At 76.4% G+C, this 22,202-nt stretch carries 19 protein-coding genes; 14 read left to right on the forward strand and 5 right to left on the reverse strand.

The features are described 5' to 3' along the window. Positions 1–5 precede the first annotated feature (5 nt). From ACFCX4_RS11410 to ACFCX4_RS11420, 3 genes are read right to left on the reverse strand one after another with little or no spacing between them, the layout of a single operon-like run. Complete coding sequence (locus ACFCX4_RS11410) at positions 6–899, reverse strand: SDR family oxidoreductase (RefSeq protein ID WP_376140827.1); 894 nt, start codon at positions 897–899, stop codon at positions 6–8. Then, complete coding sequence (locus ACFCX4_RS11415; protein ID WP_376140828.1) at positions 896–1,918, reverse strand: alpha/beta fold hydrolase; 1,023 nt, start codon at positions 1,916–1,918, stop codon at positions 896–898. Before ACFCX4_RS11415 ends, ACFCX4_RS11410 begins: the two co-directional genes overlap by 4 nt. Continuing rightward, positions 1,915–3,612 carry a flavin-containing monooxygenase gene (locus ACFCX4_RS11420; RefSeq protein WP_376140830.1) on the reverse strand — a complete coding sequence of 566 codons (1,698 nt, stop codon included), beginning with the start codon at positions 3,610–3,612 and terminating at the stop codon, positions 1,915–1,917. Before ACFCX4_RS11420 ends, ACFCX4_RS11415 begins: the two co-directional genes overlap by 4 nt. Before the next feature lie 176 nt (positions 3,613–3,788). Here ACFCX4_RS11420 and ACFCX4_RS11425 point away from each other — a divergent pair, with 176 nt between their 5' ends. From ACFCX4_RS11425 to ACFCX4_RS11440, 4 genes are all read left to right on the forward strand, one after another. Then, positions 3,789–4,568 carry a MerR family transcriptional regulator gene (locus tag ACFCX4_RS11425; RefSeq protein ID WP_376140832.1) on the forward strand — a complete coding sequence of 260 codons (780 nt, stop codon included), beginning with the start codon at positions 3,789–3,791 and terminating at the stop codon, positions 4,566–4,568. A gap of 92 nt (positions 4,569–4,660) precedes the next feature. Next, positions 4,661–5,677, forward strand: a complete 1,017-nt coding sequence (locus ACFCX4_RS11430) for an ABC transporter substrate-binding protein (protein ID WP_376140834.1) — start codon at positions 4,661–4,663, stop codon at positions 5,675–5,677. A 388-nt stretch (positions 5,678–6,065) separates the two neighbouring features. Continuing rightward, complete coding sequence (locus tag ACFCX4_RS11435) at positions 6,066–6,590, forward strand: GNAT family N-acetyltransferase (protein WP_376140836.1); 525 nt, start codon at positions 6,066–6,068, stop codon at positions 6,588–6,590. 372 nt (positions 6,591–6,962) lie between these two features. Continuing rightward, positions 6,963–7,670, forward strand: coding sequence for a bleomycin resistance protein (locus ACFCX4_RS11440; RefSeq protein ID WP_376140838.1), 708 nt, complete (start codon positions 6,963–6,965; stop codon positions 7,668–7,670). A gap of 127 nt (positions 7,671–7,797) precedes the next feature. On the opposite strand, the gene ACFCX4_RS11445 is transcribed toward ACFCX4_RS11440, so the two are convergent. Both ACFCX4_RS11445 and ACFCX4_RS11450 read right to left on the reverse strand, forming a co-directional pair. Beyond that, a complete protein-coding gene (locus ACFCX4_RS11445) occupies positions 7,798–8,199 on the reverse strand; it encodes a VOC family protein (protein WP_376140840.1) in 402 nt (133 codons plus the stop codon). A 66-nt stretch (positions 8,200–8,265) separates the two neighbouring features. Further along, positions 8,266–9,222 (reverse strand): iron-sulfur protein, encoded by a 957-nt coding sequence (locus tag ACFCX4_RS11450; protein ID WP_376140857.1) that lies wholly within the window; start codon positions 9,220–9,222, stop codon positions 8,266–8,268. Between the two features lie 160 nt (positions 9,223–9,382). On the opposite strand from ACFCX4_RS11450, the gene ACFCX4_RS11455 reads away from it, so the two are divergent. The 10 genes from ACFCX4_RS11455 to ACFCX4_RS11500 all read left to right on the forward strand — a co-directional run bounded on the left by ACFCX4_RS11455 (position 9,383) and on the right by ACFCX4_RS11500 (position 22,160). Continuing rightward, on the forward strand, positions 9,383–10,414 hold the full coding sequence (locus ACFCX4_RS11455; protein WP_376140859.1) for a FecCD family ABC transporter permease: 1,032 nt from the start codon (positions 9,383–9,385) through the stop codon (positions 10,412–10,414). After that, complete coding sequence (locus tag ACFCX4_RS11460) at positions 10,411–11,535, forward strand: FecCD family ABC transporter permease (RefSeq protein WP_376140842.1); 1,125 nt, start codon at positions 10,411–10,413, stop codon at positions 11,533–11,535. Before ACFCX4_RS11455 ends, ACFCX4_RS11460 begins: the two co-directional genes overlap by 4 nt. After that, on the forward strand, positions 11,535–12,488 hold the full coding sequence (locus ACFCX4_RS11465) for an ABC transporter ATP-binding protein (RefSeq protein ID WP_376140844.1): 954 nt from the start codon (positions 11,535–11,537) through the stop codon (positions 12,486–12,488). Before ACFCX4_RS11460 ends, ACFCX4_RS11465 begins: the two co-directional genes overlap by 1 nt. 164 nt (positions 12,489–12,652) lie before the next feature. After that, positions 12,653–13,669 (forward strand): ABC transporter substrate-binding protein, encoded by a 1,017-nt coding sequence (locus ACFCX4_RS11470; protein WP_376140846.1) that lies wholly within the window; start codon positions 12,653–12,655, stop codon positions 13,667–13,669. Between the two features lie 80 nt (positions 13,670–13,749). Next, positions 13,750–14,997, forward strand: a complete 1,248-nt coding sequence (locus tag ACFCX4_RS11475; protein ID WP_376140848.1) for an acetyl-CoA carboxylase biotin carboxylase subunit family protein — start codon at positions 13,750–13,752, stop codon at positions 14,995–14,997. Then, complete coding sequence (locus tag ACFCX4_RS11480) at positions 14,994–16,793, forward strand: IucA/IucC family protein (RefSeq protein ID WP_376140850.1); 1,800 nt, start codon at positions 14,994–14,996, stop codon at positions 16,791–16,793. The genes ACFCX4_RS11475 and ACFCX4_RS11480 overlap by 4 nt, the downstream gene beginning before the upstream one ends. Then, the gene (locus tag ACFCX4_RS11485) at positions 16,790–18,097 is read left to right on the forward strand and encodes an MFS transporter (protein ID WP_376140852.1); all 1,308 of its coding nucleotides are present in this window, start codon (positions 16,790–16,792) and stop codon (positions 18,095–18,097) included. The genes ACFCX4_RS11480 and ACFCX4_RS11485 overlap by 4 nt, the downstream gene beginning before the upstream one ends. Beyond that, positions 18,094–19,899, forward strand: a complete 1,806-nt coding sequence (locus tag ACFCX4_RS11490) for an IucA/IucC family protein (protein WP_376140854.1) — start codon at positions 18,094–18,096, stop codon at positions 19,897–19,899. The genes ACFCX4_RS11485 and ACFCX4_RS11490 overlap by 4 nt, the downstream gene beginning before the upstream one ends. Next, positions 19,896–21,248, forward strand: coding sequence for a type III PLP-dependent enzyme (locus ACFCX4_RS11495; protein WP_376140855.1), 1,353 nt, complete (start codon positions 19,896–19,898; stop codon positions 21,246–21,248). The genes ACFCX4_RS11490 and ACFCX4_RS11495 overlap by 4 nt, the downstream gene beginning before the upstream one ends. Before the next feature lie 114 nt (positions 21,249–21,362). Next, positions 21,363–22,160: an inositol monophosphatase family protein gene (locus ACFCX4_RS11500; protein WP_376140861.1), complete on the forward strand. Its 798-nt coding sequence runs from the start codon at positions 21,363–21,365 to the stop codon at positions 22,158–22,160. The last annotated feature ends 42 nt before the right edge of the window (positions 22,161–22,202 follow it).

Consider the following 22,202-nt stretch of genomic DNA (forward strand, 5'->3'; position numbering starts at 1 on the left):
GGAGGTCAGGGCCGCTCCGCGCGGGCCGCCGTGTCGGCCGCGCCGCCGGCGCCGACCGGGCGGAGGCGGGTGGCGGCCGTGGCGGCGAGCTGCGGTGCGAGGCGGGCGACGTCCCGGGAACCGACCGCGGCGATCAGCGACGGCAGCACCCAGCGGACCGGCTGCATGCCCCGCAGCCAGGCCTGGGCGTAGACGTGCGCGGAGCGCCGGGCGATGCCGGCGGCCAGGCGGTCCACGGCCGGCTCCAGCGGATAGGTGCGGTTGGCCGGCCACGGCAGCCGGGAGCGCATCTGCTTCAGCACGGCGTCCTCGTCGGCGCCGCGCACCATGTCGGTGTCGGTCCAGCTGAGGTAGCCGACGCCGACCTTGACGCCCTGGTGGGCGACCTCGGCGCGGATCGCGTGGGCGAACGCCTCGACGCCGGACTTGCTCGCGCAGTACGCGCTCATCAGCGGCGCAGGGGTGAGCGCCGCGAGCGAGGCGATCTGCAGCAGGTAGCCGCGGGTCGTGGTGAGCGCGGGGAGGAAGGCCCGGGCCGTGGCGACGCTGCCCAGCAGGTTGACCTCGATCACCCGGCTGAACGCCCGGTGGTCGTTCTGCAACAGGGGGCCGCCGAGGGCGATGCCGGCGTTGGCGACCACGGTGTCGATCCGGCCGTAGTGCTCCTCGATCCGCCCGGCGAGGGCGGTGAGCGCCCCGGCGTCGGTGACGTCGGCCTCCCAGGCGGTGGCGCCGGGGCCGCACCGGGCGGCCACGGCCTTGAGCTCGTCCGGTTCCAGGCCGACCAGGGCGACCCGGGCACCGCGCCGGGCGAGGGTGCGGGCCAGGGCGGCGCCGACGCCGCGCGCGGCTCCGGTGACGACGGCGACCTGGGCGGAGAGCGGCGGGGTGGCGGTCATGCGAGGGCGGTCCTCTCGGGATCGGGCGTGTCCCCGGGACCGGGCGCGTCCCCGGGGCGGTCGGCAGTGCCAGGACCGGCGGTGCGCCCGGCGGGGGCGTCGGCGCCCCGCAGGTGGGCGGTCGCCATCCGGTCGATCTCGGCCGCGACCTCGGCCGGACGCTCGACGGGCGCCATGTGGCCGGTGCCGGGCAGCAGGAGCAGCCCCTGCGGATCCGCCAGCGCGGCGACGATCCGGTGCGCGTGCACCGGCGGGGTCAGCCGGTCGTCGGCGCCGACCACCACCGCCGTGGGCACGGTGAGCCGGGCCAGCCCGGCACGGACGTCCAGACCCTCCAGCACCCGGGCCCAGCCGGCCCGGACCCGGCCCGGGCACGCGTGCACCATCCGGACCGCCACGCCGACGCGCTCGGCGGGCGCGTCCGGGCCCATGATCGCGTACCCGAGCCCGGAGCGGCTCGCCGGACCGGCCGGGCCGAGCGGCAGCCGGGAGCGCAGGATCCGCCGGTGCAGCAGGCGCCGCAGCCCCGGTGAGCGCACCACGCCCGGCACGATCCGCAGTTCGTCGACGAGGCCGGACGCGCCGGTGGAGACCAGCACCGCCGCCGCCGTGCGGTCCAGGACCTCGGGACGGGCCGCGGCCGCCATGACGGTCATGCCGCCCATGCTGTGGCCGGCCAGGACGGCCCGCTCGCCCGCCGGGACGACCCGGGTGAGCACGGCCGCGAGGTCCTCGGCGAGCGCGCGGGTGGAGTAGCGGACCCGGCTCGGCGGGATCTCGCTGCGGCCGTGGCCGCGCTGGTCGTAGACCACCACCCGGTACCGGTCCGCGAGCCGGTGGATCACCGGCGCCCAGAAGTGGGTGGAGCAGGTCCAGCCGTGCGCGAGCACGAGCGTGGGCGCTCCGGGCTGTCCGTGCACCTCGACGTGCAGCCGGGTGCCGTCGGCCGAACGGACCTCCGTCTCCTCGGCGGGGACGGGGTGGACGCAGTCGGCGGGGATCGCGGGACGGCGGCTCATACCAGGACCTCCCCGGTCTCGGTGGTGGCGGCGGGGGCGGCGGCAGTGGCGGGGGCGGCGGGAAGACCCGGGCGGTCCTCCCGGCGGAGGATCAGCTCGTACTCGGTGAGGTCGACCCTCCGGGTGGCGCGGCGGAACGAGGTGGTGGAGCCGGGCCACAGCACGGTGTTCCGGCCGCTGCGGTCCAGGTACCAGCTGCGGCAGCCGCCGGTGGTCCAGACGGTGCGGTCCATCCGGTGCTGGAGTTCCAGGTTCCAGCGGCGCTGCGCCCGGGCGGTGGGCTGCATCGCGGTGGCGCCGATCCCGTCGAGCCGGGTCAGCGCGTCGATCAGGTAGTTCAGCTGGGACTCGATCATCAGGATCATCGAGCTGTTGCCGAGGCCGGTGTTGGGGCCGATGACGAAGAAGAAGTTCGGGAAGCCGTGCACGGTGGAGCCGCGCAGCGCCTCCATGCCCTCCTTCCACTCCTCGGCGAAGCTCGTGCCGCCGGTTCCGAACACCCGGGAGCCGATGGGCATGTCGGTGACGTGGAAGCCGGTGCCGAAGACGATCGCGTCCGCCTCGTGCTCGCTGCCGTCCGCGCCGACCAGGGTCGAGCCCCGCACCTCGCGCAGTCCGCCGGGGACCACCTCGGTGTTGGCGGCGGAGAGTGCCGGGTAGTAGGTGTTGCTGAGCAGGATGCGCTTGCAGCCGATCCGGTAGTCCGGGGTGAGCCGGGCGCGCAGGGCCGGGTCGGCGACGCCGGCGGCGAGGTGCCGCTCGGCGAGGCGCTGGACCACCCTGAGCAGGCCGGGCCGCCGGACGAAGGCGTCCACCTGGAGCTCGCGCAGCGCGAACAGGGCGCCGCGGCGGGCCGAGGCGGTGAACGGGAGGCGGCGGTGCAGCCGCTTCTCCAACGCGGTGATCGTCCGGTCGCGGCGGGGCAGCACCCAGGCCGGGGTGCGCTGGAAGACCGTCAGCCGGCCGACCGCGGGCTGGATGGCCGGGATGATCTGGGCGGCGGAGGCCCCGGTGCCGACCACCGCGACGCGCCGGCCGGCGAGTTCGTAGCCGTGGTCCCAGCGGGCGGAGTGGAAGACCTTGCCGGGGAAGGAGTCCAGGCCGGGCAGGTCGGGGATCCTCGGGTCGGCGAGCGGTCCGGCGGCGGAGACGACGGCGTCCGCGGTCCAGCGGCCGGCCGTGGTGGTGATCCGCCAGAGGGTACGTCCGGCGTCCCAGCGGGCCTCGGTGACCTCGGTGTCGAGCCTCAGGTGGGGGCGGACGCCGAAGACGTCGGTGACCCTCTCCAGGTAGGCGCGGATGTCCGGCTGGCCGGAGAAGCTGCGGGGCCAGTCCGGGTTGGGGGCGAAGGAGAAGGAGTAGAGGTGGGAGGGGACGTCGCAGGCGCAGCCGGGATAGCTGTTGTCGCGCCAGGTGCCGCCGACCGAGCCGGCGCGTTCGAGGACGACGAAGTCGGTGATGCCGGCGCGGCGCAGCCGGACGGCGGCGCCGATGCCGCCGAAGCCGGAGCCGATGACGGCGACCCGGACGTGCGGGACCGGCGCGTCCCCGGTTCCCCGGGCCTCCCCGGCCGGCGTCTCCGGGGCGGACTGCTCCGGGGCGGACTGCTCCAGGACGGACTTCTCCGGAGCGGCGTCCGTATCGGAGGCGTCGTCGGACGCGCGGGGGCGGGGGCGCTTGCTGCTGGATGCCATGCGGCGTCCTCCTGGGGGTGGGGGACCGAGGGGCGCGCGGCACCGCTGCGCGGCACGGCGCGGATCGCACCAACCGTGCCAGCAATCACTGGCACGGTTGGCAGGGTAGCCCTTGCTGACAGTTCATGGAAGAAGCCCGGCCCGGCCCGGCGACCACCGGTCCTATGCTGGGCGCCGTGGACAAGCCCGAAGCCGCTGCCGAGGACAGAGAACGCGAGTTCAGGGTGGAGGAACTGGCCGAAGCGGCCGGGATCACCACCCGGACCCTCCGCTTCTACCGCGAGCGCAAGCTGCTCCAGCCGCCGCGCCGGGAGGGGCGGATCGCCTGGTACGGCGAGGCCCACCTGGCCCGGCTGCGGGTGATCGCCGGACTGCTGGAGCGCGGTCACACCCTGGGCGGCATCACCGAACTCATCGGCGCCGGCGAGAGCGGGCGGGACGTCGCCGGACTGATCGGCCTGGAGGAGGCGATCGTCGCGCCCTGGTCCGACGAGACGCCGGTCCGCCTCGGCTGGGACGAGCTCCGGACGGCCTTCGGCGAGCAGCTCACCGAGGAGAACACCGCCGAGTCCGTCGGCCAGGGGTTCATCACCGTCGAGGAGGACGGGATCACCCACGTCAGCCGCCGGCTGATGGACGCCACCACCGCCCTGGTCGCGGAGGGCGTCCCGCTGTCGGCCGTTCTGGAGGCCAGCCGGCGGACCCAGGAGCACGTGACGGCGATCGCCGAGATCTTCACCTCGCTGGCCCGCGACCACCTGCTCGGCGCGCTGGCCGCGGACACGCCCCTGCCGGCCGGCGAGGCCGCCCGGCTGACCGAACAGGTGCTGCGGATGCGCCCCCTCGCGCGGACGGTCGCCGACGCCCAGTTCGCGCTGGCGATGGACCGCCGGGTGCACGCCGAGTACGAGGACCTGCTCCGCCGTCGCCGGGAACCGCGCGAGGACGGCCGGTGAGCGCCGGTCGCTCCGCTCCGCAGGCGTAACGATCACGGCTCCGGGCAGGGGACGGGACGCCCCGCCGCCTGCCGCCGGAACGGAGTCGCCCCATGCCCGACACCCCCGTGCACCCCCTCCCGCCGAACCGCCGCAGGCTGCTGGCCCTGGGCGGCGGGCTCGCCGCCGGACTCGCGCTCAGCGCCTGCGGATCCGGGAACGGAGGCGGGAACGGGAACGGGAGCGCGACCGCCACCGGGTCGGCGTCCGGCTCCGACGCCGGCGCCGTCCGCGTGGTGCGGCACGCGCGGGGCGAGAGCACCGTTCCCGCCCGGGCCTCCCGGGTCGTCGTCCTGGACACCGACGCCCTGGACTCCGTCGTCACCCTCGGCGTCACCCCGGTCGGTGCCACCGCGGTCGCCGAGGGCGCCCCGCTCTCCGGCTACCTCCCCGCCGAGCGGCTGACCGGGACCAGGACCGTCGGCACCATCGGCTCGCCCTCCCTGGAGGCGATCGCCGGTCTGCGGCCGGACCTCATCCTCAGCAACCAGGTCCGCGACGACAAGCGCTACGACGAGCTCTCCCGGATCGCCCCGACCGTGCTGACCGCGACCACCGGCCCGGCCTGGAAGGAGAACGTCCGGCTGCACGCCGAGGCCCTCGGCCGGCAACGCGAGGCGGCCGACGCCGAGCAGGCGTACCGGGCGAAGCTCGCCGGGCTGGTCGCCGCGCTCGGCGGGCCGGAGAAGGCGGCGGCGCTCAAGGTGGAGGTGGCCCGCTTCCTGGCCGGCGCCCCGACCCGGCTCTACCTCAACGGCACCTTCATCGGCTCGGTCCTCACCGACCTCGGCGTCGGGCGTCCGGCCAACCAGAACAAGCCGGGCTTCTCGATCGAGATCAGTCCCGAGCAGGTCGACCAGGCCGCGGCCGACGTCATCTTCTACTCGGTCTACGGCGACGCGGCGAAGTCCGACCATCCGAAGATCGTCGGCGGCACGCTCTGGCGCAACCTGGACGCCGTCCGAAACGGCAAGGTGTACCAGGTCGACGACGGCCTCTGGATGCTCGGCATCGGGTACACCGGCGCCGGCCTGATCCTGGACCGGATCCGCCACGACCTCACCGGCTGAACTCCGGCCTCCCGGCCCGGGTCCGCGCCGGGAGGCCGGTCACGATCGAAGGCGAGGCGGTACGGCCGCGCACGCCGTCGGCCGGGGACGCGGAGCACCGGCTGCGCTGGGGCAACGACCCCGGCCCGCCGGCGCCGTGGCGGCGGACCTGTCGGGGAGACGGCCGGGTGACCGGCCTGGTCCACGACCGGGACGCCGATCCGCACGGGGGCGTCGCCGGGGTCGGGACGGCCGCCGGCGAACGGGGGTCCGGGCCTCCGACGGGGGGTGCCGCCGCACCGCCGTCCCGCCGGTCGGAGTCCGCGGTGACCGGCTGCTGTTCGGCCTGCTCCGCGAGAACGGGAGGAACGCCGCCGCACCGCCGAGGCCGACGTGTGAGACTGTCGCGGTGATCGCTCTGCGCGTCCTGACACCCGCCGACCCGGCCGACTGGCCACTGTGGCGGGACGCCCGGCTCGCCGCGCTCGCCGACGCGCCGCACGCGTTCACGGCGCGGCTCGCGGACTGGCCCGCCGGCGGGGAGGCCCGGTGGCGCGCCCGGTTCGCACGACCGGACGCCCTGCACCTGGTGGCGGTGGCGGCCGACGGCCGGCCGGCGGGCCTCGCGCGCGGGGTGCCGGCCGAACGGCCCGGCGGTGCGGGCGAACTGCGTTCGGTCTGGGTCGCCCCGCGGGCGCGGGGCCTCGGGGTCGGGGACCGGCTGCTCGCGGCCGTCGAGGCGTGGGCCCGGCACCGGGGCTGCGGCAGCCTGCGGCTCGCCGTCCTGCCGGACAACACGGCCGCCGTCGCGCTGTACCGCCGCCGCGGGTTCGCGGACGCGGGCACGGACGGGGAAGCGGCCCCGGCCTCCGGCGGCGACGGCACCGCGCGGGTGATGGTGAAGCCCCTCACCGGCGGCGACCACCCCGCCTGAACCGGCCCGTCCGGTCCGGCCGTTCGAGCGGTCGGCCGGGTGCACCGGCCGGGGGCGCAAACCGGCCGGCGGCCCAACTCCCGTTCCGGCGAACGGAACCGGCCGACCGTCCGGCCCGCACCGGCCGTCCCGTACGCCACCGCCGGCCCCGGTCGGCGGACCCGGCTCACCACCGCGCCGGAGCGCGGCGCGGCGCACGCGCCGGACGTCGCCGCCACCACCGGCCCGGCCGGTCGTACGGACGCGGTAGTGCGCCGGTCGCCCGCCCGGCCCAGGGCATGCCGTCCCTCGCCCACGGCCGCCGTCCTCGGATGGTCGACATCTGACCGGAAGCGTCCGAAACACGCCCAATCAGGGGTAGAGTCAGCGAGCATGGTCGAATCGACGGTTCCGATCCTGCCCTGTCAGGCCCTCCCACCGGTGCTGGAGTTCTACACCGCACTCGGCTTCGAGGTGACCCTCCATCAGAAGAGTCCCAACCCCTACGCCGTCATCCAGCGCGGCGGCATCCAGCTGCACTTCTTCGGCATGAAGCAGTACGACCCGAACGCGTCCTACAGCACCTGTCTGGTCCGCACGGACGACGTGGACGCGTTGCACGCCGCGTTCCGGGAGGGCCTCCGATCCGCCTACGGACGGGTTCCGACACGGGGCCTGCCCCGGCTCGGCCCGGTCGGCGACACCTCGCACGGCGTACGGCAGTTCCTGGTCACCGACCCGGGTGGCAACTGCCTGCGGATCGGTCAGCCGATCCGCGGCGACCAGCGGCACGGGCCGTCCCCCGAGGAGCCGTTCGCGAAGGCGCTGCACCACGCGGCGCTGTTCGCCGACTCGAAGGAGGACCCGGCGGCCGCCGCCCGGGTGCTGGACCGCGCGCTGGCCTCGCCGGGCGGGCCGCCCGAACGGCTGCTGCTGTTCCGCATCCTGGCCCTGCGCGCCGATGTGGCGCAGCGCCTCGCGGACGGCGCGAGCGCCGGGGCGTTCACTCGGCGGGCGGAGGACGTGGCCTCCGAACTCACCGAGGAGGAACGGGAGTCGGTGAACGACGATCTCAAGCGTCTCGCCGACCTGATGGTCTGACGCCGCGTCCGGACCGGGGTGCGCCGCGCCGCCGCGGTGCGACGCACCCGCACGACCGGCCCGCGCGGAGCACCCGCACGGACCGCGCACCCCGCACGGACCGCCACGACCGGCGGACGAGCGGCGCTCAGGACGTCCAGGTGCGGGTGCAGAGCACCAGGCGGTAGCCGTCCGGGTCGGCCACGGTGACGCCGTGCTCGTCCCAGTACGGGTTGTGGGCGGCCACCCGGGTGCCGCCGGCCTCCTCCAGCCGCCGGACCAGCGCGTCGTCGACGGGGGCGCCGAGGTAGACGACGAAGAGGTCGTCGGCGGTGGGCACCGGTTCGACCGGGCGCTCGGGATCACGGGTCAGCTCGAAGTGCCAGCCGCCGCCGGAGGGTCCCACCATGAGCAGGTCGTGCTCGCCGGACACCCGCTCGGTACTGCGCCACAGGACGGCGAGACCCAGGGCGCCGGCGTAGAAGCGTTCGGCCGCGGCGAGGTCCCGGGAGGGGCGCGCGACCCGGACGTGGGTGGCGGAGTCGATCACGGGCGCCGAGCCTACCGGAGCCCCCTGAGGGCCGGTGGACAGCCCCGGCCCGTTCCGGACGGTCCGTCAGAGTCGCCGCAGCCGTTCCTCGTCGCCCGTGCGGGGACAGGTGATGCAGGCGCGGTCGGGCTCGACGGCGTAGTAGAGGCAGCAGCCCAGCCGGGTGCGGGTGTGGTGGCCGCGGCCGTCCTCGCCGTGGAGGCGGCGGAAGTCGGCGGCGCCGAGCAGCGGGTCGGTGTGCCCGGGCAGGACGGCCCCGGCGGCGGCGACGGCGGCGTCCTCGGCACGGCCGGCGCCCGCGCCCACGGGACCGGAACCCACGGCACCGGCGCCCGCGTCCACAGCACCGGAACCGCCGGCCCGGGCGTCCATCTGCTTGCCGAGGTACCAGATCGCCGAGGCGAGGTCGTCGGTGACCATGCCCCAGAGCGCGCGGGTGCCGCGCCGGGTGGGGGCCGCGAAGGCGGCGAGCAGCGGTTCGACGTGGGTGACGACGGCGGAGCGCAGCTCCGCGCGCAGCTCGTCCTCGCCGGGGAGCGTCACATGGGCGCGCGGACGGAGTGCGAGCTCACCGGTGGGGGCGTGCATCCAGAGGTTCGCGCCGTCGATCGACGGCACCCGCCGGGCCAGCAACCACGGGCCGGCGATCAGCACGCAGACCGACCAGAGGTAGTGGTGCAGCAGCCGGGAGGCGGCGACGTGCGGGCGCGGGGCCGTGCCGTGCGCGGCGGCGACGGGGGCGATCCTGGCGGCCTCGCCCGCCAGGGCCGCCGCCAGCGCGCCGCCCGGGCCGGCGGCCGGCAGCCCCGGCCCCGGCTCCGGCGGGGAGGCCAGTTCGGCTGCGGAGTACCAGCCCTGAGCACGGGACGGCGCCGGTTCGTCCGCCGCGAGCAGCCGGACCCTGAGCACCGGGCAGAGCTCCAGCAACTGCCGGTAGTCCGCCTCCAGCGGGTTCGCCGCGGTCGCCGCACAGGGCGCCGTGACGGGCCCGGCGACGGGCAGGGGTGGCCCCGAGAAGATCATCGGCACTCCCGAGATCGTGTTAGGTGAGGCTCACCTTATAGGCAGTCGGAGGCCGCTTCCCGCCACCCCCGGCCGATCGCCCCCCGACCTCCCCGGTACGGACCAATCCGTTCAGGACTTGACGTTATTAGGCTTGCCTAACCTAATATCTCGCCCCGTGCTGACCACCGATCCGCCGGCCGCCGAGGCCCCGGCCCCGAACCGCCGCTCCGCGGCCCGGCTCCCCCTGGTGCTGGCCGCCGGACTCGGCGCGCTCGTGCTGTGCGCCGCCCTGAGCCTGGCGCTCGGCTCGCGCACGATCCCCCTCCACACCGTCGTCGGCGCACTGACCGGGAGCGAACACGGCGGCGACGCCGACGTGGTGACGGGCCTGCGGGTGCCGCGCACGCTGATCGGCCTCGCCGTCGGCGCCGCGCTCGGCGTCGCCGGGGCGGTCGCCCAGGGCGTCACCCGCAACCCGCTCGCCTCGCCGGTCACCCTGGGCATCAACGCGGGCGCGAGCTTCGCCGTGGTCGCCGCGATCTACGCCCTGGAACTCACCCGTCCCGTCGAGTACGTCTGGTTCGCCTTCGCCGGGGCGGCCGTCGCCGCCGTCGCCGCGTACGCGATGTCCCGCCGCGGCGGGGACCTCGACCCGGTGCGGCTCGCGCTCGGCGGCACCGTGCTCACGGTGGTGCTCACCTCGTGGACGTCCGCGCTGATGCTGGCCAGCCACCGGACCCTGGACGAGGCCCGGTTCTGGCTGGCCGGTTCGGTCGCCGGGCGGCAGCTGGACACCCTGCTGCCCGTGCTGCCGTTCCTGCTGCTCGGCCTGGTGGGCGCGTTCGCGGTGGCGCCCTCGCTCGACGCCCTCGCGCTCGGCGACGAGAGCGCCCAGTCGCTGGGCGTGCCGGTGGCCCGGACCAGGGTGCTCGGCGGCGCCGCCGTGGTGCTGCTCGCGGGCTCCGCGGTCGCCGTGGCCGGTCCGGTCGCCTTCATCGGCCTGGCCGCCCCGCACCTGGTCCGCCCGCTGCTGGGCAGCCACCACCGGCGGCTGCTGCCCGGCTGCCTGATCGCCGGTCCGGTGCTGCTGCTCACCGCCGACGTGCTCGGCCGACTGGTCGCCCGCCCCTCCGAACTGGAGGTCGGCATCGTGACGGCCTTCCTCGGCGCACCGCTGCTCGCCGTGCTGGCCCGGAAGGTGGCCCGATGAGCGCGCCCGCCCAGGACCGTTCCGCCGGGGCCGCCGGGACCGCCGGGACCGCCGGGACTACCGGAAGCACCGGAAGCACCGGTGCGGCCGTCCGGAGGGGGACCGCCGGCACCTCGGCGGCCCGCCGCCGCGCCCGGACGGCCGCCTGGTCCGTGGCCGTCGCCGTGCTGCTGGTCCTGCTGACCGGTGTCGCGCTCGGCACCGGACAGGTCGAGATGACCGTCTGGGAGGCGCTGCGCGCGCTGGCCGGTCTCGGCGACTCCGGAAACGTCCTGGTCGTCCAGGAGTTCCGCGCCCCGCGCGTGGTCTCCGCACTGATCGCGGGCGCCGGCCTGGCGGTGGCCGGTTCGATGCTCCAGCGGCTGTTCCGCAACCCGCTCGCCTCGCCCGACACCATCGGCGTCACCGGCGGCGCCTCCTTCGGCGCGGTGCTGATGCTCGCCACCGGCGTCTCGCAGGAGTACGTCCCGCTGGCCGCGCTGGGCGGCGGACTGCTCGCCGCGCTGCTGCTCGGCGGCTTCGCCTGGCGCTCCCGGATGGCCGTCACCCGACTCGTCCTGGTCGGCCTGGCGGTCCAGCAGGGCCTCGCCGCCGCCGTCAACCTGATGATCGTCCGCTTCCCGGCCGAGCTGGCCTCCTCCGCGATGCAGTGGACCACCGGCTCGCTCTACGGCCGCAACTGGACCGAGGTCTGGGTCGGCGGCACCGCCGTCGCGGCCGGGTCCGCCGCCGTGGTGCTCTGCCAACGGCGGGTCGCCGTGCTCGACCTGGGCGACGACTCGGCGGGCGGCCTGGGCCTCGATCCCCGGCGCGACCGCGTCCTGCTGCTCCTGCTCACCATCGCGCTGGCCTCGCTCGCCGCCGCCCTCACCGGGCCGGTCGCGTTCGTCGCGCTCGCCGTGCCGCACCTGGTCCGGCTGCTCGCCGGGCCGCCCACCCTCGGCACGCTCGGCCTCACCGCGCTCACCGGCGCCCTGCTGCTGCTCTCCTCCGACCTCCTCGTGCTCCACGTGATCCCCGTCCACGGCCTGCCGGTCGGTGCCGTCACCGCCACGCTCGGCGCGCCCTGGCTCCTGGTGCTGCTGATCCGCCAGGGCCGGCTTCCCCAGAGGAGCAGCTGATGACCTCAGACGCGACCACCACCGCGAACCCCGGGAACACCGGGAACACCGGGGGCCCCGGTGTTCCCGGGACCGCAGGCGCCGACGGAACCGGTCCCGCCGGTACCGCCGCCCGGGCCTCCCGGCCCGGCGGGACCACCCGCGGGGCGGCCAACCGCCTCGCCGCCCACGGCCTCGGCCTGCGGTACGGCAACCGGACCGTCGTCGAGGGCCTCGACCTCGAACTGCCCGGCAACGCCGTCACCGCGATCGTCGGCCCCAACGCCTGCGGCAAGTCCACCCTGCTGCGCGGGCTGGTCCGGCTGCTCAACCCCGCCGCCGGCACCGTCACCCTGGACGGCTCCGACATCCACCGGATGCCCGCGCGGACGCTCGCCCGGCGGATGGGCCTGCTGCCCCAGCAGCCCGTCACGCCCGAGGCGGTCACCGTCGAGGCACTGGTGCGGCTGGGCCGCTTCCCGCACCAGCGGATGCTCACCCCGTGGTCGAAGGCCGACCAGGCCGCCGTGGAGGAGGCGCTGGAGCGCACCGGCATGACCGGCCTGCGCGACCGGCAGGTGGACCGGCTCTCCGGCGGCCAGCGCCAGCGCGCCTGGATCGCGCTGGCGCTCGCCCAGGACACCGATCTGCTGCTGCTCGACGAGCCCACCACCTTCCTGGACCTGCGCCACCAGCTCGACGTCCTCGACCTGGTCGCCGACCTGCACGCCGAGGCCGGGCGCACCGTCGTCATGGTGCTGCACGACCTCGGCCAGGCCGCCCGCTACGCCGACCACCTGGTCGTCCTCAGGGACGGCCGGCTGGCCGCCGCCGGTGCGCCGGGCGACGTCCTCACCGCCGAGCTGGTGGAGAGCGTCTTCCAGGTGCCGTGCCGGGTGGTGCCCGACCCGGAGACGGGCACCCCGCTGGTCGTCCCCAGAGCCCGGCCCCGGCGCTCCGCCGCCCGGGGCTGATCCCGCCAACGCCCTTCCCGGCCCGCCGCCCCGCGCGCCCGGCCGTCCCACCGGTCCGGCGGCCACCCGTCCGGCCGGCCGTCCCGCCCGCCCGGGGCACGCGCCGGTGCCCCGCCCTGTCCGCTCCCCGCCCTGCCCTGCCCTGCCCAGAGAAGGAACCCCTCATGAACCGCTCCACCCGCGCCCGCAGACTCCCCGTCGCCGTCCTCGCCACCGCGCTCGCCACCACCCTGCTCGCCGCGTGCGGCAGCGGCGGCGACGGCAAGGCCGGCGCCGCCGAGCCCGCCGGGGACGCCGCCACGACCACCGGCCCGGCCGCCGCCTTCCCGCGCAGCGTCGCCCACGCCGCCGGCACCGCCGAGATCAAGGCCCGGCCCAAGCGCGTGGTCGTGCTGGACAGCGGCGAGCTGGACGACGTCACCCTGCTCGGCATCACCCCGGTCGGCGCGGTCTCCCCGCACATGAAGACCGAGGGCGGCTTCCCCGGCTACCTCAAGGACAAGATCAAGGACACCAAGGACGTCGGCCCGATGAACGAGCCGAACCTGGAGCTGATCACCTCCCTCAAGCCCGACCTGATCCTGTCCTCGAAGGTCCGGCACGCCAAGGTCTACGACAAGCTCAACGCGATCGCCCCGACCGTGCTCGCCGAGACCACCGGCTTCCCGTGGAAGGAGAACCTCGCGCTCTACGCCCGGGCGCTGGGCAAGGAGGCGGAGGCCGGGAAGGCGCTCACCGACTACGAGGCCCGTGCCGCCCGGCTCGGCGAGGCGATCAAGGCGAAGAACGGCGGCACCGCGCCGACCGCCTCCGTGGTCCGCTTCGTGGCCGGCCCGACCCGGCTCTACCAGAAGCAGTCGTTCAGCGGTGTCGTGCTCAAGGACGCCGGCCTGGGCCGCCCGGCCTCGCAGGACGTCGACAAGTCGATGCTGGAGGTCAGCGCCGAGCAGATCGACCAGGCCGACGCCGACCTGGTCTTCGTCACGGTCGCCGACGACCCGTCCAGGACCAAGCAGAGCGAGGTCCAGAACACCCCGGTCTGGCAGGGCCTGAACGCCGTGAAGAACAACAAGGTCTTCAACGTGCCGGACGAGACCTGGATGTCGGGCATCGGCGTCCAGGCCGCCGAGGCCATGCTCGTCGACATCGCCGGGGCCGCGGGCGTCGACGCGCCCAAGTAGCCGCCGGGAGGCGCCGGGGAGGGCCCGAGCGGCCCGCCCCGGCCCTCCCCCGTCACCACGTGGAGAGGACCCGCCCCGCCATGCGCCTCTACCTGCTCGCCCTCAACCCGACCGACTCGGTCACCGAGGGATTCCTGCCGGCCGCCGTGCGGCTCGGACTCGACGTCACCGTGCTCACCGACCACGCCGACGCCCACCTGCGCGCCTACGCCGACCTGCCGTCCCCGCCCGAGGTGGTGGCCTGCGCGGTGCACGACTTCCGCGAGGTGGTCGGGCTGATCTCGCAGCGCGCCGCCCACGAGCCCGGCTTCGCCGTCTTCAGCAACAGCGACCACCTCCAGACCCAGACCGCGCTCACCGCCGAGTACTTCGGCCGCCCGGGCAAGGACTGGCGGGCCACCCTGCGGGCCAAGAACAAGGGCCAGCTGCGCCGCCACCTGGCCGGGGCCGGCCTCGACACCGTCCGCTGCGCCGAACTCGCCCCCGGACAGGACCCGTCGGCGCTGCCGGAGCTGCTGCGGGCGGCGGAGGTACCCTTCCCCGTCGTGGTCAAGCCCCGCGAGGGCGTCGCCAGCGAGGACGTCTCCCTGGTCGCCGGCCCCGCCGAACTGGTGCGGCGCGCCGAGGAGGTCCAGGCCCGGCGCCCCGGCGCCGCGTTGCTCGTCGAGGAGTTCCTGGACGGGCCGCTGCACACCCTGGAGACGCTCGGCGACGGCCGCCGCCGGCACGTCCTCGGCGGGTTCCGCACCAGACTCTCCCCGCCGCCGGACTTCGTCGAGGAGCTGCTGGAGTTCGTCCCCGCGCACCCGCCCGCGGTGGTCGCCCAGGTGCTCGCCCAGCTGGACGCGCTCGGCGTCGGGCTCGGCGCCTGCCACACCGAGTTCGTCGTCCAGCCGGACGGCCGGGCCCGGATCGTCGAGGTCAACTACCGCGCCATCGGCGACCAGTGCGACCTCATGCTCGCCGCGGTGCTCGGCATCCCGCTGTTCGAACTCGTCCTCACCGCCCACCTCGGCCACGACCTGCCCGCCGGCCTCGGCGAGCACTGCGCCGGCGCCACCCTGCGCGCCCGCAACGAACCCGTGCTCGCGGACCGCGCCGGGACGCTCACCGCCGCCCCGGGGCCGCACGAGGAGCTGCCCGGGGAACGCGCCGACGGCGTCCGGCTGGTCTACCGGCCGCAGCGCGCGGTCGGCGAACGGCACGAGCACTACCGCACCAACCGGGACTACCTCGGCGTGATCTGGGCGGTCGGCCCCGACCAGGCCACCGCCGACGCCGCCGTCGCCGGCTTCGTGGCGGCCAACCGCTGGGAGATCACCCCATGAGCATCCGCCCCGCCGCCGTACCCGCCCCGCCGGTCGCACCGGTCGCGCCCGCCCCCGCCGCCCCCGCGGAGGCCCTCGCCCTGCGGGTGCTGTCCGCCCTGCTGCGCGAGGACGTGCTCGGGCTGCGCACCGGCAGCACCCTGGAACGGCGGCCCGACGGACCCTGGCTGGTCGCCGCCGGTCACGCGCTCGCCGTCCCCGTCCTGCCCGACGGCTTCCAGAGCGAGTACGCCGCCCGGCTCCCGCGCGTCGAACACGACGGCCGCCCGGCCGACGGCCTGGACGCCGTCCTCGCGGTGTTCGCCGGACTCGCCGACGCCGAGGACCGCCCCGGCTGGGCGGCCTTCGCCGAGGAGTGCCGCCAGACCCTCGCCACCATGGAGCTGCACGAACGGGTCCGCGCCGAGGTCCACACCGCGCTCACCGACCTGTACGGCGCCGACCCGGCCGGCTGGACCGGCCCCGCCGCCGCCCTCGGCCACGACACCCTGGCCGCCTACCTCGACCACCCGGTCTACCCCACCGCCCGCGGGCGGGCCGGCCTCGACGAGTCCCACCTGCGGGCCCACGCCCCCGAGTTCCACCCGGCCTTCGCGCTGCGCTGGCTCGCCCTGCCGGCCGGCACCCTCACCCGGCACGGCGACCGCCCGCTGCCCCGCTGGTGGCCCACCCCGAGCTGGCTCGGCCTCGACCTGCCCGGCGGCGACCGGGCCTGGGAGACCCTGCCGGTCCACCCGCTCACCGTCGGCCCGGCCCTGGACGGGGCGCTGCGCGCGGCCGGCCTGGCCGGCCGCGCCGTGCTCGCCGACCGCCCCTACCTCACCGTCCTGCCCACCCTGTCGATGCGCACCGTCGCCGTCGCCGAGGACCCGGTCCACCACCTGAAGCTGCCGCTCGCCACCGCCACCCTGGGCCGGCTCAACCGGCGCACCATCAAGCCGGGCACCCTGCGCGACGGCGCCGCCGGACAGCGGCTGGTCGAGGCCGCGGCGGCCCGCGAGCCGCGGTTCGCCGGGCGGATCCTGCACGCCGACGAGCAGACCTGGGCGCACGCCGGACACGAGCTGCTGGCCGTGCTGCTGCGCCGTCAGCCGGACGGCCTGGAACGGTCGGTGACCGTTCCGCTCGCCGCCCTGCTCGCCCCGGCCCCCGGCGGGCGCCTGGTCATCGACCACCTCGCCGACCGTTTCTTCGGCGGCGAGGTGGTCGCGCTCTACGACGCCCTGCTGGAACTGCTGCTGGACTGGCAGACCACCCTCTTCGGCCACGGCGTCGCCCTGGAGTCCCACCAGCAGAACACCTCCCTGGTGCTCGACGAGGACGGCGGACTGCGCCTGCTCCTCAAGGACGACGACGGCCCCCGCGTACACCCCGGCCGGCTCGCCGCCGGGCTCGGCGAACTCGCGCCCGCACCGGAGGAGTTCGACGACACCCGGATCCTGGTCGCCGACGACCGGCCGCTGACCGACCTGTTCACCACCGTCACCGGCCACCTGTGCACCGGTTCCCTGGCCTTCGGCCTCGCCGCCCACGGCCGCGCCGGTCTCGGCGAACTGCTCGCCCTGCTGCGCGAACGGCTCGCCGAGGCCGTCGACCGGACCGGGCCCGCCGCCGGGCCGCTGCGCACCGCGCTGCTCGACGCCGAACGGCTGCCGGTCAAGGCGATGGTCACCGCCGGCACCCTGCTCGACAAGCGGCGCTCGGGCGCCGCCGACATCAACAAGCACTACACCGACGGCCCGAACTACCTCCTCCCGCAGGCCCGTTCCGCACCCGGAGCGAGGTCGCCCCGGTGACCGTCGGCGCGCTGCCCCGGCGGCCCGGCCCGGAGTCCGCCCGCCCGGGGGGACTCGGCCGCCGCCAGGTGCACGCCGTCGCCGCCTGCTACTTCGTCGCCTCCTTCGCCGCCCTCGGCCTGCCGCCCTACCTGACCGCGATCCTGCCCGGGCTCGGCGACCCGGACGGCCACTGGGCGGGCGTGCTGTACATCGTGCCGACGGTGTTCAGCGCACTCGGCGCCCCGTTCTGGGGCCGGCTCGCCGACCGCTTCGGCCGCAAGCGCCTGCTGATGCGCGCCCAACTCGGCCTCACCGTCTCCTTCCTGCTGGCCGGCGCCGCCGACTCGCTGACCGGCTTCACCCTCGCGCTCGTCCTCCAGGGCTTCCTCGGCGGCACCTTCGCCGCCACCAACTGCTACCTGGCCGCCGCGCTCGACGGCGCGCGGCTGTCCCGGGCGCTCACCCTGATGCAGGGCAGCGCCAGGGCCGCGCTGGTGGCCGCACCGGTCCTGGTGGGCACGCTCTCACCGTGGATCGACCCGCACCGGCAGTACCTGCTGATGGCCGTCCTGCCGCTGACCGCCGCCGGCTTCCTCACCCTGCTGCCGGAACCGGGGCGGCCGACGGCCCGCACCGCCGGCGCCACTCCGCCCGCCGCCGCTCCGACGGGCCCGGTACCGGCGGACGCCCCCGCGGGCGGTGGCCCCGACGGCGGCCGGGCGGCCGGCGGCGGCGAGGCCGCCGGGGCCCCGGACCCGACCCCGCTGCGCACCCTCTACCTCCTCGAATTCGCCTTCGTCTTCGCCACGATCATCTCCTTCCCGTACCTGATAGCCCTGGCCCAGGAGCGCCTCCCCGGGGTCTCCGGCACCACCACCGGCGTGCTGTTCGCCCTGCCGCACCTGTGCTACCTGGCGTTCGCCGCCCGCACCCACACCGCCGTCCTGCGCCGCCCGCACACCGGGCTCGCCCTGGGCTTCGTCCTGGTCGCGCTCGGCCTGGCCGGGCACGCGCTCGCCGGATCGCTGCCGCTCTTCGTCGCCGTCCGCCTGTTGCTCGGCGCCGGGCTCACCCTCGGCCTGGTCTCCCTCGCGGTGCTGGCCGCCGAGGCCGCCCGCGGCCGGGCCCCGGGGCGGATGTTCGGCACGCTCGAACTCGTCTCCAAGGGCGGCGCCGTGGCCGCAGGCGCCGTCGCGGCGCTGGTCAACGGCCGCTACGGCGCCTCCGCCCCCGTGCTGGCCGGCACCGCCGCCGCACTCCTGGCCGCCGCCGCGGCCACCGCGCTCTCCTCCCCCGTCCGCCAGCGTTGGAGTCACCCATGACCCACCAACTGCCCACCGCCGACCACGCGGTGGCCCACACCCTGCTCAACTGCCTGGTGCGGGAGGTGTCCGCGCCCGAGCACCAGACCGCCGTCGCCGACGGCCGGCTGCTGCTGCGCCTGCCCCGGCGCGGCGTCCTGCTCCGGGTCGCCCTGCGCCGCACCTCACTGCTCGGCGCGCACCGCTTCACCGGCCCGGTCGAGGAACAGCACGCCGACGGCTGGCGGGAGTCCGACTGGCGCGAGCTCGCCCGGCACGTCCTGGGGGAACTGGAGCTGCGCACCGGGACCGTCAACGAGGAGTTCCTCGGCCAGCTCGCCTCCAGCCACGCGGCCGTCGCCGCCGCGCTGCACGCCCGGCCCGCCCCCGGGCCGGACCGCTACCTGGAGTCGGAGCAGGCCCTGCTGTTCGGCCACCGCTTCCACCCCGCCCCCAAGTCCCGCTCCGCCGATCGCGGCGACTGGCGCGACTACGCCCCCGAGGCCCGTGCCGCGTTCCCGCTGCACCGCCTCGCCGTACGGCGGGAACTCGTCGCGGAGTCCTCCGCCGATCCGGCCGCGACCGCACTGCTCGACGGACTCGGCGAGGTCCCGGACGGCTACCGGCTGCTGCCCGCCCACCCCTGGCAGTACCGGCTGATCGGTGACCACCCGCTGCTGCGCGGCGCACTGGAGAGCGGGGACGTCCTCGACCTCGGCCCCGGCGGAACCCCCTTCGCGGCCACCGCCTCGGTCCGCACCCTGGCCGGCGCGGGCGCGTTCCTCAAGTTCAGCCTGAACGTGCGGATCACCAACTGCCTGCGCAAGAACGCCGCCTACGAGCTGACCGGCGCGGTCGCCCTCACCCGGCTGCTCGCCCCGGTGCTGGCCGGCCTCGCCGAACGGTTCCCGGCCGCGGCCGTGCTGCGCGAGCCGGCGTTCCGCACCCTCGCCCTGCCCGGCGCCGACGGCCGGCCCGACCGGACGCTGTACGAGGGGTTCGGCCTGATCGTCCGCGAGGGCCTCGGCGACGCGCTGCGCCCCGGCGTCACCCCGCTGCTGGCCGCCGCCGTCGCCGACGAGTACCCGACCAGCTCGGCGCACGTCTCGCGGCTGCTGGCGGGCCCGGAGGGACCGGCGGATCCCGCCGACCCGGCCCGGGCGCTCGACTGGTGGACGGCCTACCTGCGGCTGCTGATCCCGCCGGTGCTGGCCGCCTACTTCGACCACGGTGTGGTGCTGGAACCGCACCTGCAGAACGTGCTGATCGGCGTGGATCCGGACGGCCGCCCGGCCCAGGTGCTCTTCCGCGACCTGGAGGGCACCAAGCTGCTCCCGGAGCGGCACGCCGCGCTGCTCGCCGCGCTGCCGCCCGAGGTGGCGGGGCCGATGGCGTACGACGCCGAGCGGGGCTGGGACCGGGTGGTCTACTGCCTGTTCGTCAACCACGTCGCCGAACTGCTCGCCGCCCTCGCCGACCTGTACCCGGCGGCGGAGGGCGCGCTCTGGGAGGCGGTGCGCCGCGTCCTGGTGGAGTACGCCGGCGCGCACGGCTGCCCGCCCCGGCTGCGCGCACTGCTCGCGGGCGTGCCGCTGCCCGGCAAGGCCAACCTGCTGACCCGCTGGGAGCGCAAGGCCGACCGCGCGGCCGGGTACGTCCGGCTGGCCTCGCCGCTGGCCCGCTCGGTGCTGGCCTCGGCCGCCGACACCGCCACCGCCACCGCCACCGCGGTCAGCAGCGGCTGCGGCACCGGTGCCGGGGCCGGCCCCGTCGCCCCGGCCGTCCCCACCGTCCCTGCCGTTCCTGCCGGAAGGACCCGATGACCACCGCCGAAGCCGCCGACACTGCCGGAACCGCCGGGAGCGAGGGCACCGGGAGCACCGCCGGAACGCCCGGCACCGTCGGGCCCGACGGCGCCACCGGGGCCGTCCGCCGCCACGTCGCCGGGCTGACGCCCGAGCAGCTGCCCGCCTACGTCCTCGACCTGCCGGCCCTGCGGGCGCACGCCGCCGCCGTCCGGGCCGCCCTGCCCGGACGCGTCGAGCTGTACTACGCCGCCAAGGCCAACCCCGAGGCGCCGGTGCTGGCCGCGCTGCGGGGCTCGGTGGACGGCTACGAGGTGTCCAGCGGCGGCGAGCTGGCGCACGTCCGGACGGTGGCCCCGGACGCGCCGCTGGCGTTCGGCGGACCAGGCAAGACGCCCGCCGAGATCGCCGCCGCGGTCGACGCGGGCGTGCACCGCTGGCACGTCGAGAGCGAGCAGGAGCTGTACCGGCTCGCCGCCGTGCTCGCCGACCGGCCGGAGGCGGTGGTGGACGTGCTGCTGCGGGTCAACCTGCCGGTCGGGGCGGGCGCGCTGGACTCGGTGGCGCTGGCGATGGGCGGCCGGCCGACGCCGTTCGGGCTGGACCCGGACCGCGCCGCGGCCGCCGTCCGGCTGCTCACCGAGCCGGTCGGCCCACTGGGCCCGGTCCGGCGCCGGCTGCGGCTGCGCGGGGTGCACGCCCACCTGGCGAGCGGGCTGGCCGCGAAGGAGCAGCTGGCGCTCGCCGAGCGGATCGTCGGCTGGTCCGTGCGGCTCGCGGAGCGGCACGCGTTCGCCCTGGACGAGGTCAACGTGGGCGGCGGCATGGCGGTCGACTACGCCGACCCGGCGGCCCGGTTCGACTGGGCCGCGTTCGGCGAGGGCCTGGACGGGCTGCTGGAGCGCCACCCCGGACCGGTCCTGCGGATCGAACCGGGCCGCTCGCTCACCGCGTACTGCGGGTGGTACGCCACCGAGGTGCTGGACGTGAAGCGCAGCCACGGCGAGGACTTCGCGGTCGTCCGGGGCGGCACCCACCACCTGCGCACCCCGGCCACCCGGGGCCACAGCCAGCCGTTCGGCGTCCTGCCGGTCGCCGACTGGCCGCACCCGTGGGCCCGCCCGGCCGTCACCGGCGGCCGGGCCACCCTGGCGGGCCAGCTCTGCACCCCCAAGGACGTGCTGGCGCACGACGCACCGGCCGCGGCCGGGCTGCGCAGCGGCGACCGGGTGCTGTTCGGGATGGCCGGCGCGTACGCCTGGAACATCTCCCACCACGAGTTCCTCATGCACCCCCGCCCCGGCTTCCACTACCTGGACGGGGCTCCGCAGGGGGCGCCGGAGGGAACGCCGGACGGGCCGCGGTGACGGCCCGCCGGGGGCCGGAATCCGTCGCCGGCCGCCCCGTTTCCGGCCCGCCGCACGCCGACTCCGCACTGACGTGCGAAAGTGGTACCCGGCGAAGGGAGCGCGCAGGTGCTGATGGAGAAGGTGGCGGAGATCATCGCCGAGGCCTCGGCCGAGGCGGTCGAGCCCCGGTTCCGGGCGCTGGCCGCCGGTGAGGTGATGGAGAAGGCCCCCGGCGAGGTGGTCACCGTCGCCGACCGGGAGGCAGAAGTGATCATCGCCCGGCGTCTGCGCGAGCTGCTGCCGGTCCCGGTGGTCGGCGAGGAGGCCGTCGCCGCGGACCCGGACCTCGCCCGGGCCCTGCACTCGGCGCCCGCGGTCTGGCTGGTCGACCCGGTCGACGGCACCGCCAACTTCGTGGCCGGCCGGCCCGAGTACGCGGTGATGGTCTCCCTGGTGCGAGACGGCCGCACGGTCGCCTGCTGGATCCGCCAGCCCGTCACCGCCACCACCTACACCGCCGAACTCGGCTCCGGCGCCTGGCGCGACGGCCACCGCCTGACCCGCACGCCCGCGGGACCGGACCCGGCCAAGTGGCGCGGCTCGGTGAAGAGCCGCTTCCTCGACCCGTCCCGGCGCCGTCTGGTGGAGGCCAACACGGCCGCCTTCGGCGAGCTGACCGCGGGACGGCACGCCGCCGGCATCGAGTACCCGGACATCGCCGAGGGCGCGGCGGACTTCATGTTCTACTGGCGCACCCTGCCCTGGGACCACGCGCCCGGTTCGCTCCTCGTCACCGAGGCCGGCGGCCGCTCCGCCCGCCTCGACGGCACCCCGTACCGGCCGGAGGCCCCGGACTGCGAGGACGGCCTGCTGGTCGCCGCCGACCCGGAGACCTGGGAGCGCTGCCGCGCGATCCTGTTCGCGCCGTAGGGCGTCCGCGCCTCGGCGGATCCGCGCCGCGGGAGATCCGCT

The sequence above is a fragment of the Kitasatospora sp. NPDC056327 genome (genome assembly GCF_042261735.1).
Lineage (GTDB): Bacteria > Actinomycetota > Actinomycetes > Streptomycetales > Streptomycetaceae > Kitasatospora.

What these genes read in the sequence shown, in the direction of transcription:
- ACFCX4_RS11410 (WP_376140827.1), bottom strand. Translation starts at nt 899, where the DNA reads ATGACCGCCACCCCGCCGCTCTCCGCCCAGGTCGCCGTCGTCACCGGA.
- ACFCX4_RS11415 (WP_376140828.1), bottom strand. Translation starts at nt 1,918, where the DNA reads ATGAGCCGCCGTCCCGCGATCCCCGCCGACTGCGTCCACCCCGTCCCC.
- ACFCX4_RS11420 (WP_376140830.1), bottom strand. Translation starts at nt 3,612, where the DNA reads ATGGCATCCAGCAGCAAGCGCCCCCGCCCCCGCGCGTCCGACGACGCC.
- ACFCX4_RS11430 (WP_376140834.1), top strand. Translation starts at nt 4,661, where the DNA reads ATGCCCGACACCCCCGTGCACCCCCTCCCGCCGAACCGCCGCAGGCTG.
- ACFCX4_RS11440 (WP_376140838.1), top strand. Translation starts at nt 6,963, where the DNA reads ATGGTCGAATCGACGGTTCCGATCCTGCCCTGTCAGGCCCTCCCACCG.
- ACFCX4_RS11450 (WP_376140857.1), bottom strand. Translation starts at nt 9,222, where the DNA reads ATGATCTTCTCGGGGCCACCCCTGCCCGTCGCCGGGCCCGTCACGGCG.
- ACFCX4_RS11460 (WP_376140842.1), top strand. Translation starts at nt 10,411, where the DNA reads ATGAGCGCGCCCGCCCAGGACCGTTCCGCCGGGGCCGCCGGGACCGCC.
- ACFCX4_RS11465 (WP_376140844.1), top strand. Translation starts at nt 11,535, where the DNA reads ATGACCTCAGACGCGACCACCACCGCGAACCCCGGGAACACCGGGAAC.
- ACFCX4_RS11470 (WP_376140846.1), top strand. Translation starts at nt 12,653, where the DNA reads ATGAACCGCTCCACCCGCGCCCGCAGACTCCCCGTCGCCGTCCTCGCC.
- ACFCX4_RS11475 (WP_376140848.1), top strand. Translation starts at nt 13,750, where the DNA reads ATGCGCCTCTACCTGCTCGCCCTCAACCCGACCGACTCGGTCACCGAG.
- ACFCX4_RS11480 (WP_376140850.1), top strand. Translation starts at nt 14,994, where the DNA reads ATGAGCATCCGCCCCGCCGCCGTACCCGCCCCGCCGGTCGCACCGGTC.
- ACFCX4_RS11490 (WP_376140854.1), top strand. Translation starts at nt 18,094, where the DNA reads ATGACCCACCAACTGCCCACCGCCGACCACGCGGTGGCCCACACCCTG.
- ACFCX4_RS11495 (WP_376140855.1), top strand. Translation starts at nt 19,896, where the DNA reads ATGACCACCGCCGAAGCCGCCGACACTGCCGGAACCGCCGGGAGCGAG.
- ACFCX4_RS11500 (WP_376140861.1), top strand. Translation starts at nt 21,363, where the DNA reads ATGGAGAAGGTGGCGGAGATCATCGCCGAGGCCTCGGCCGAGGCGGTC.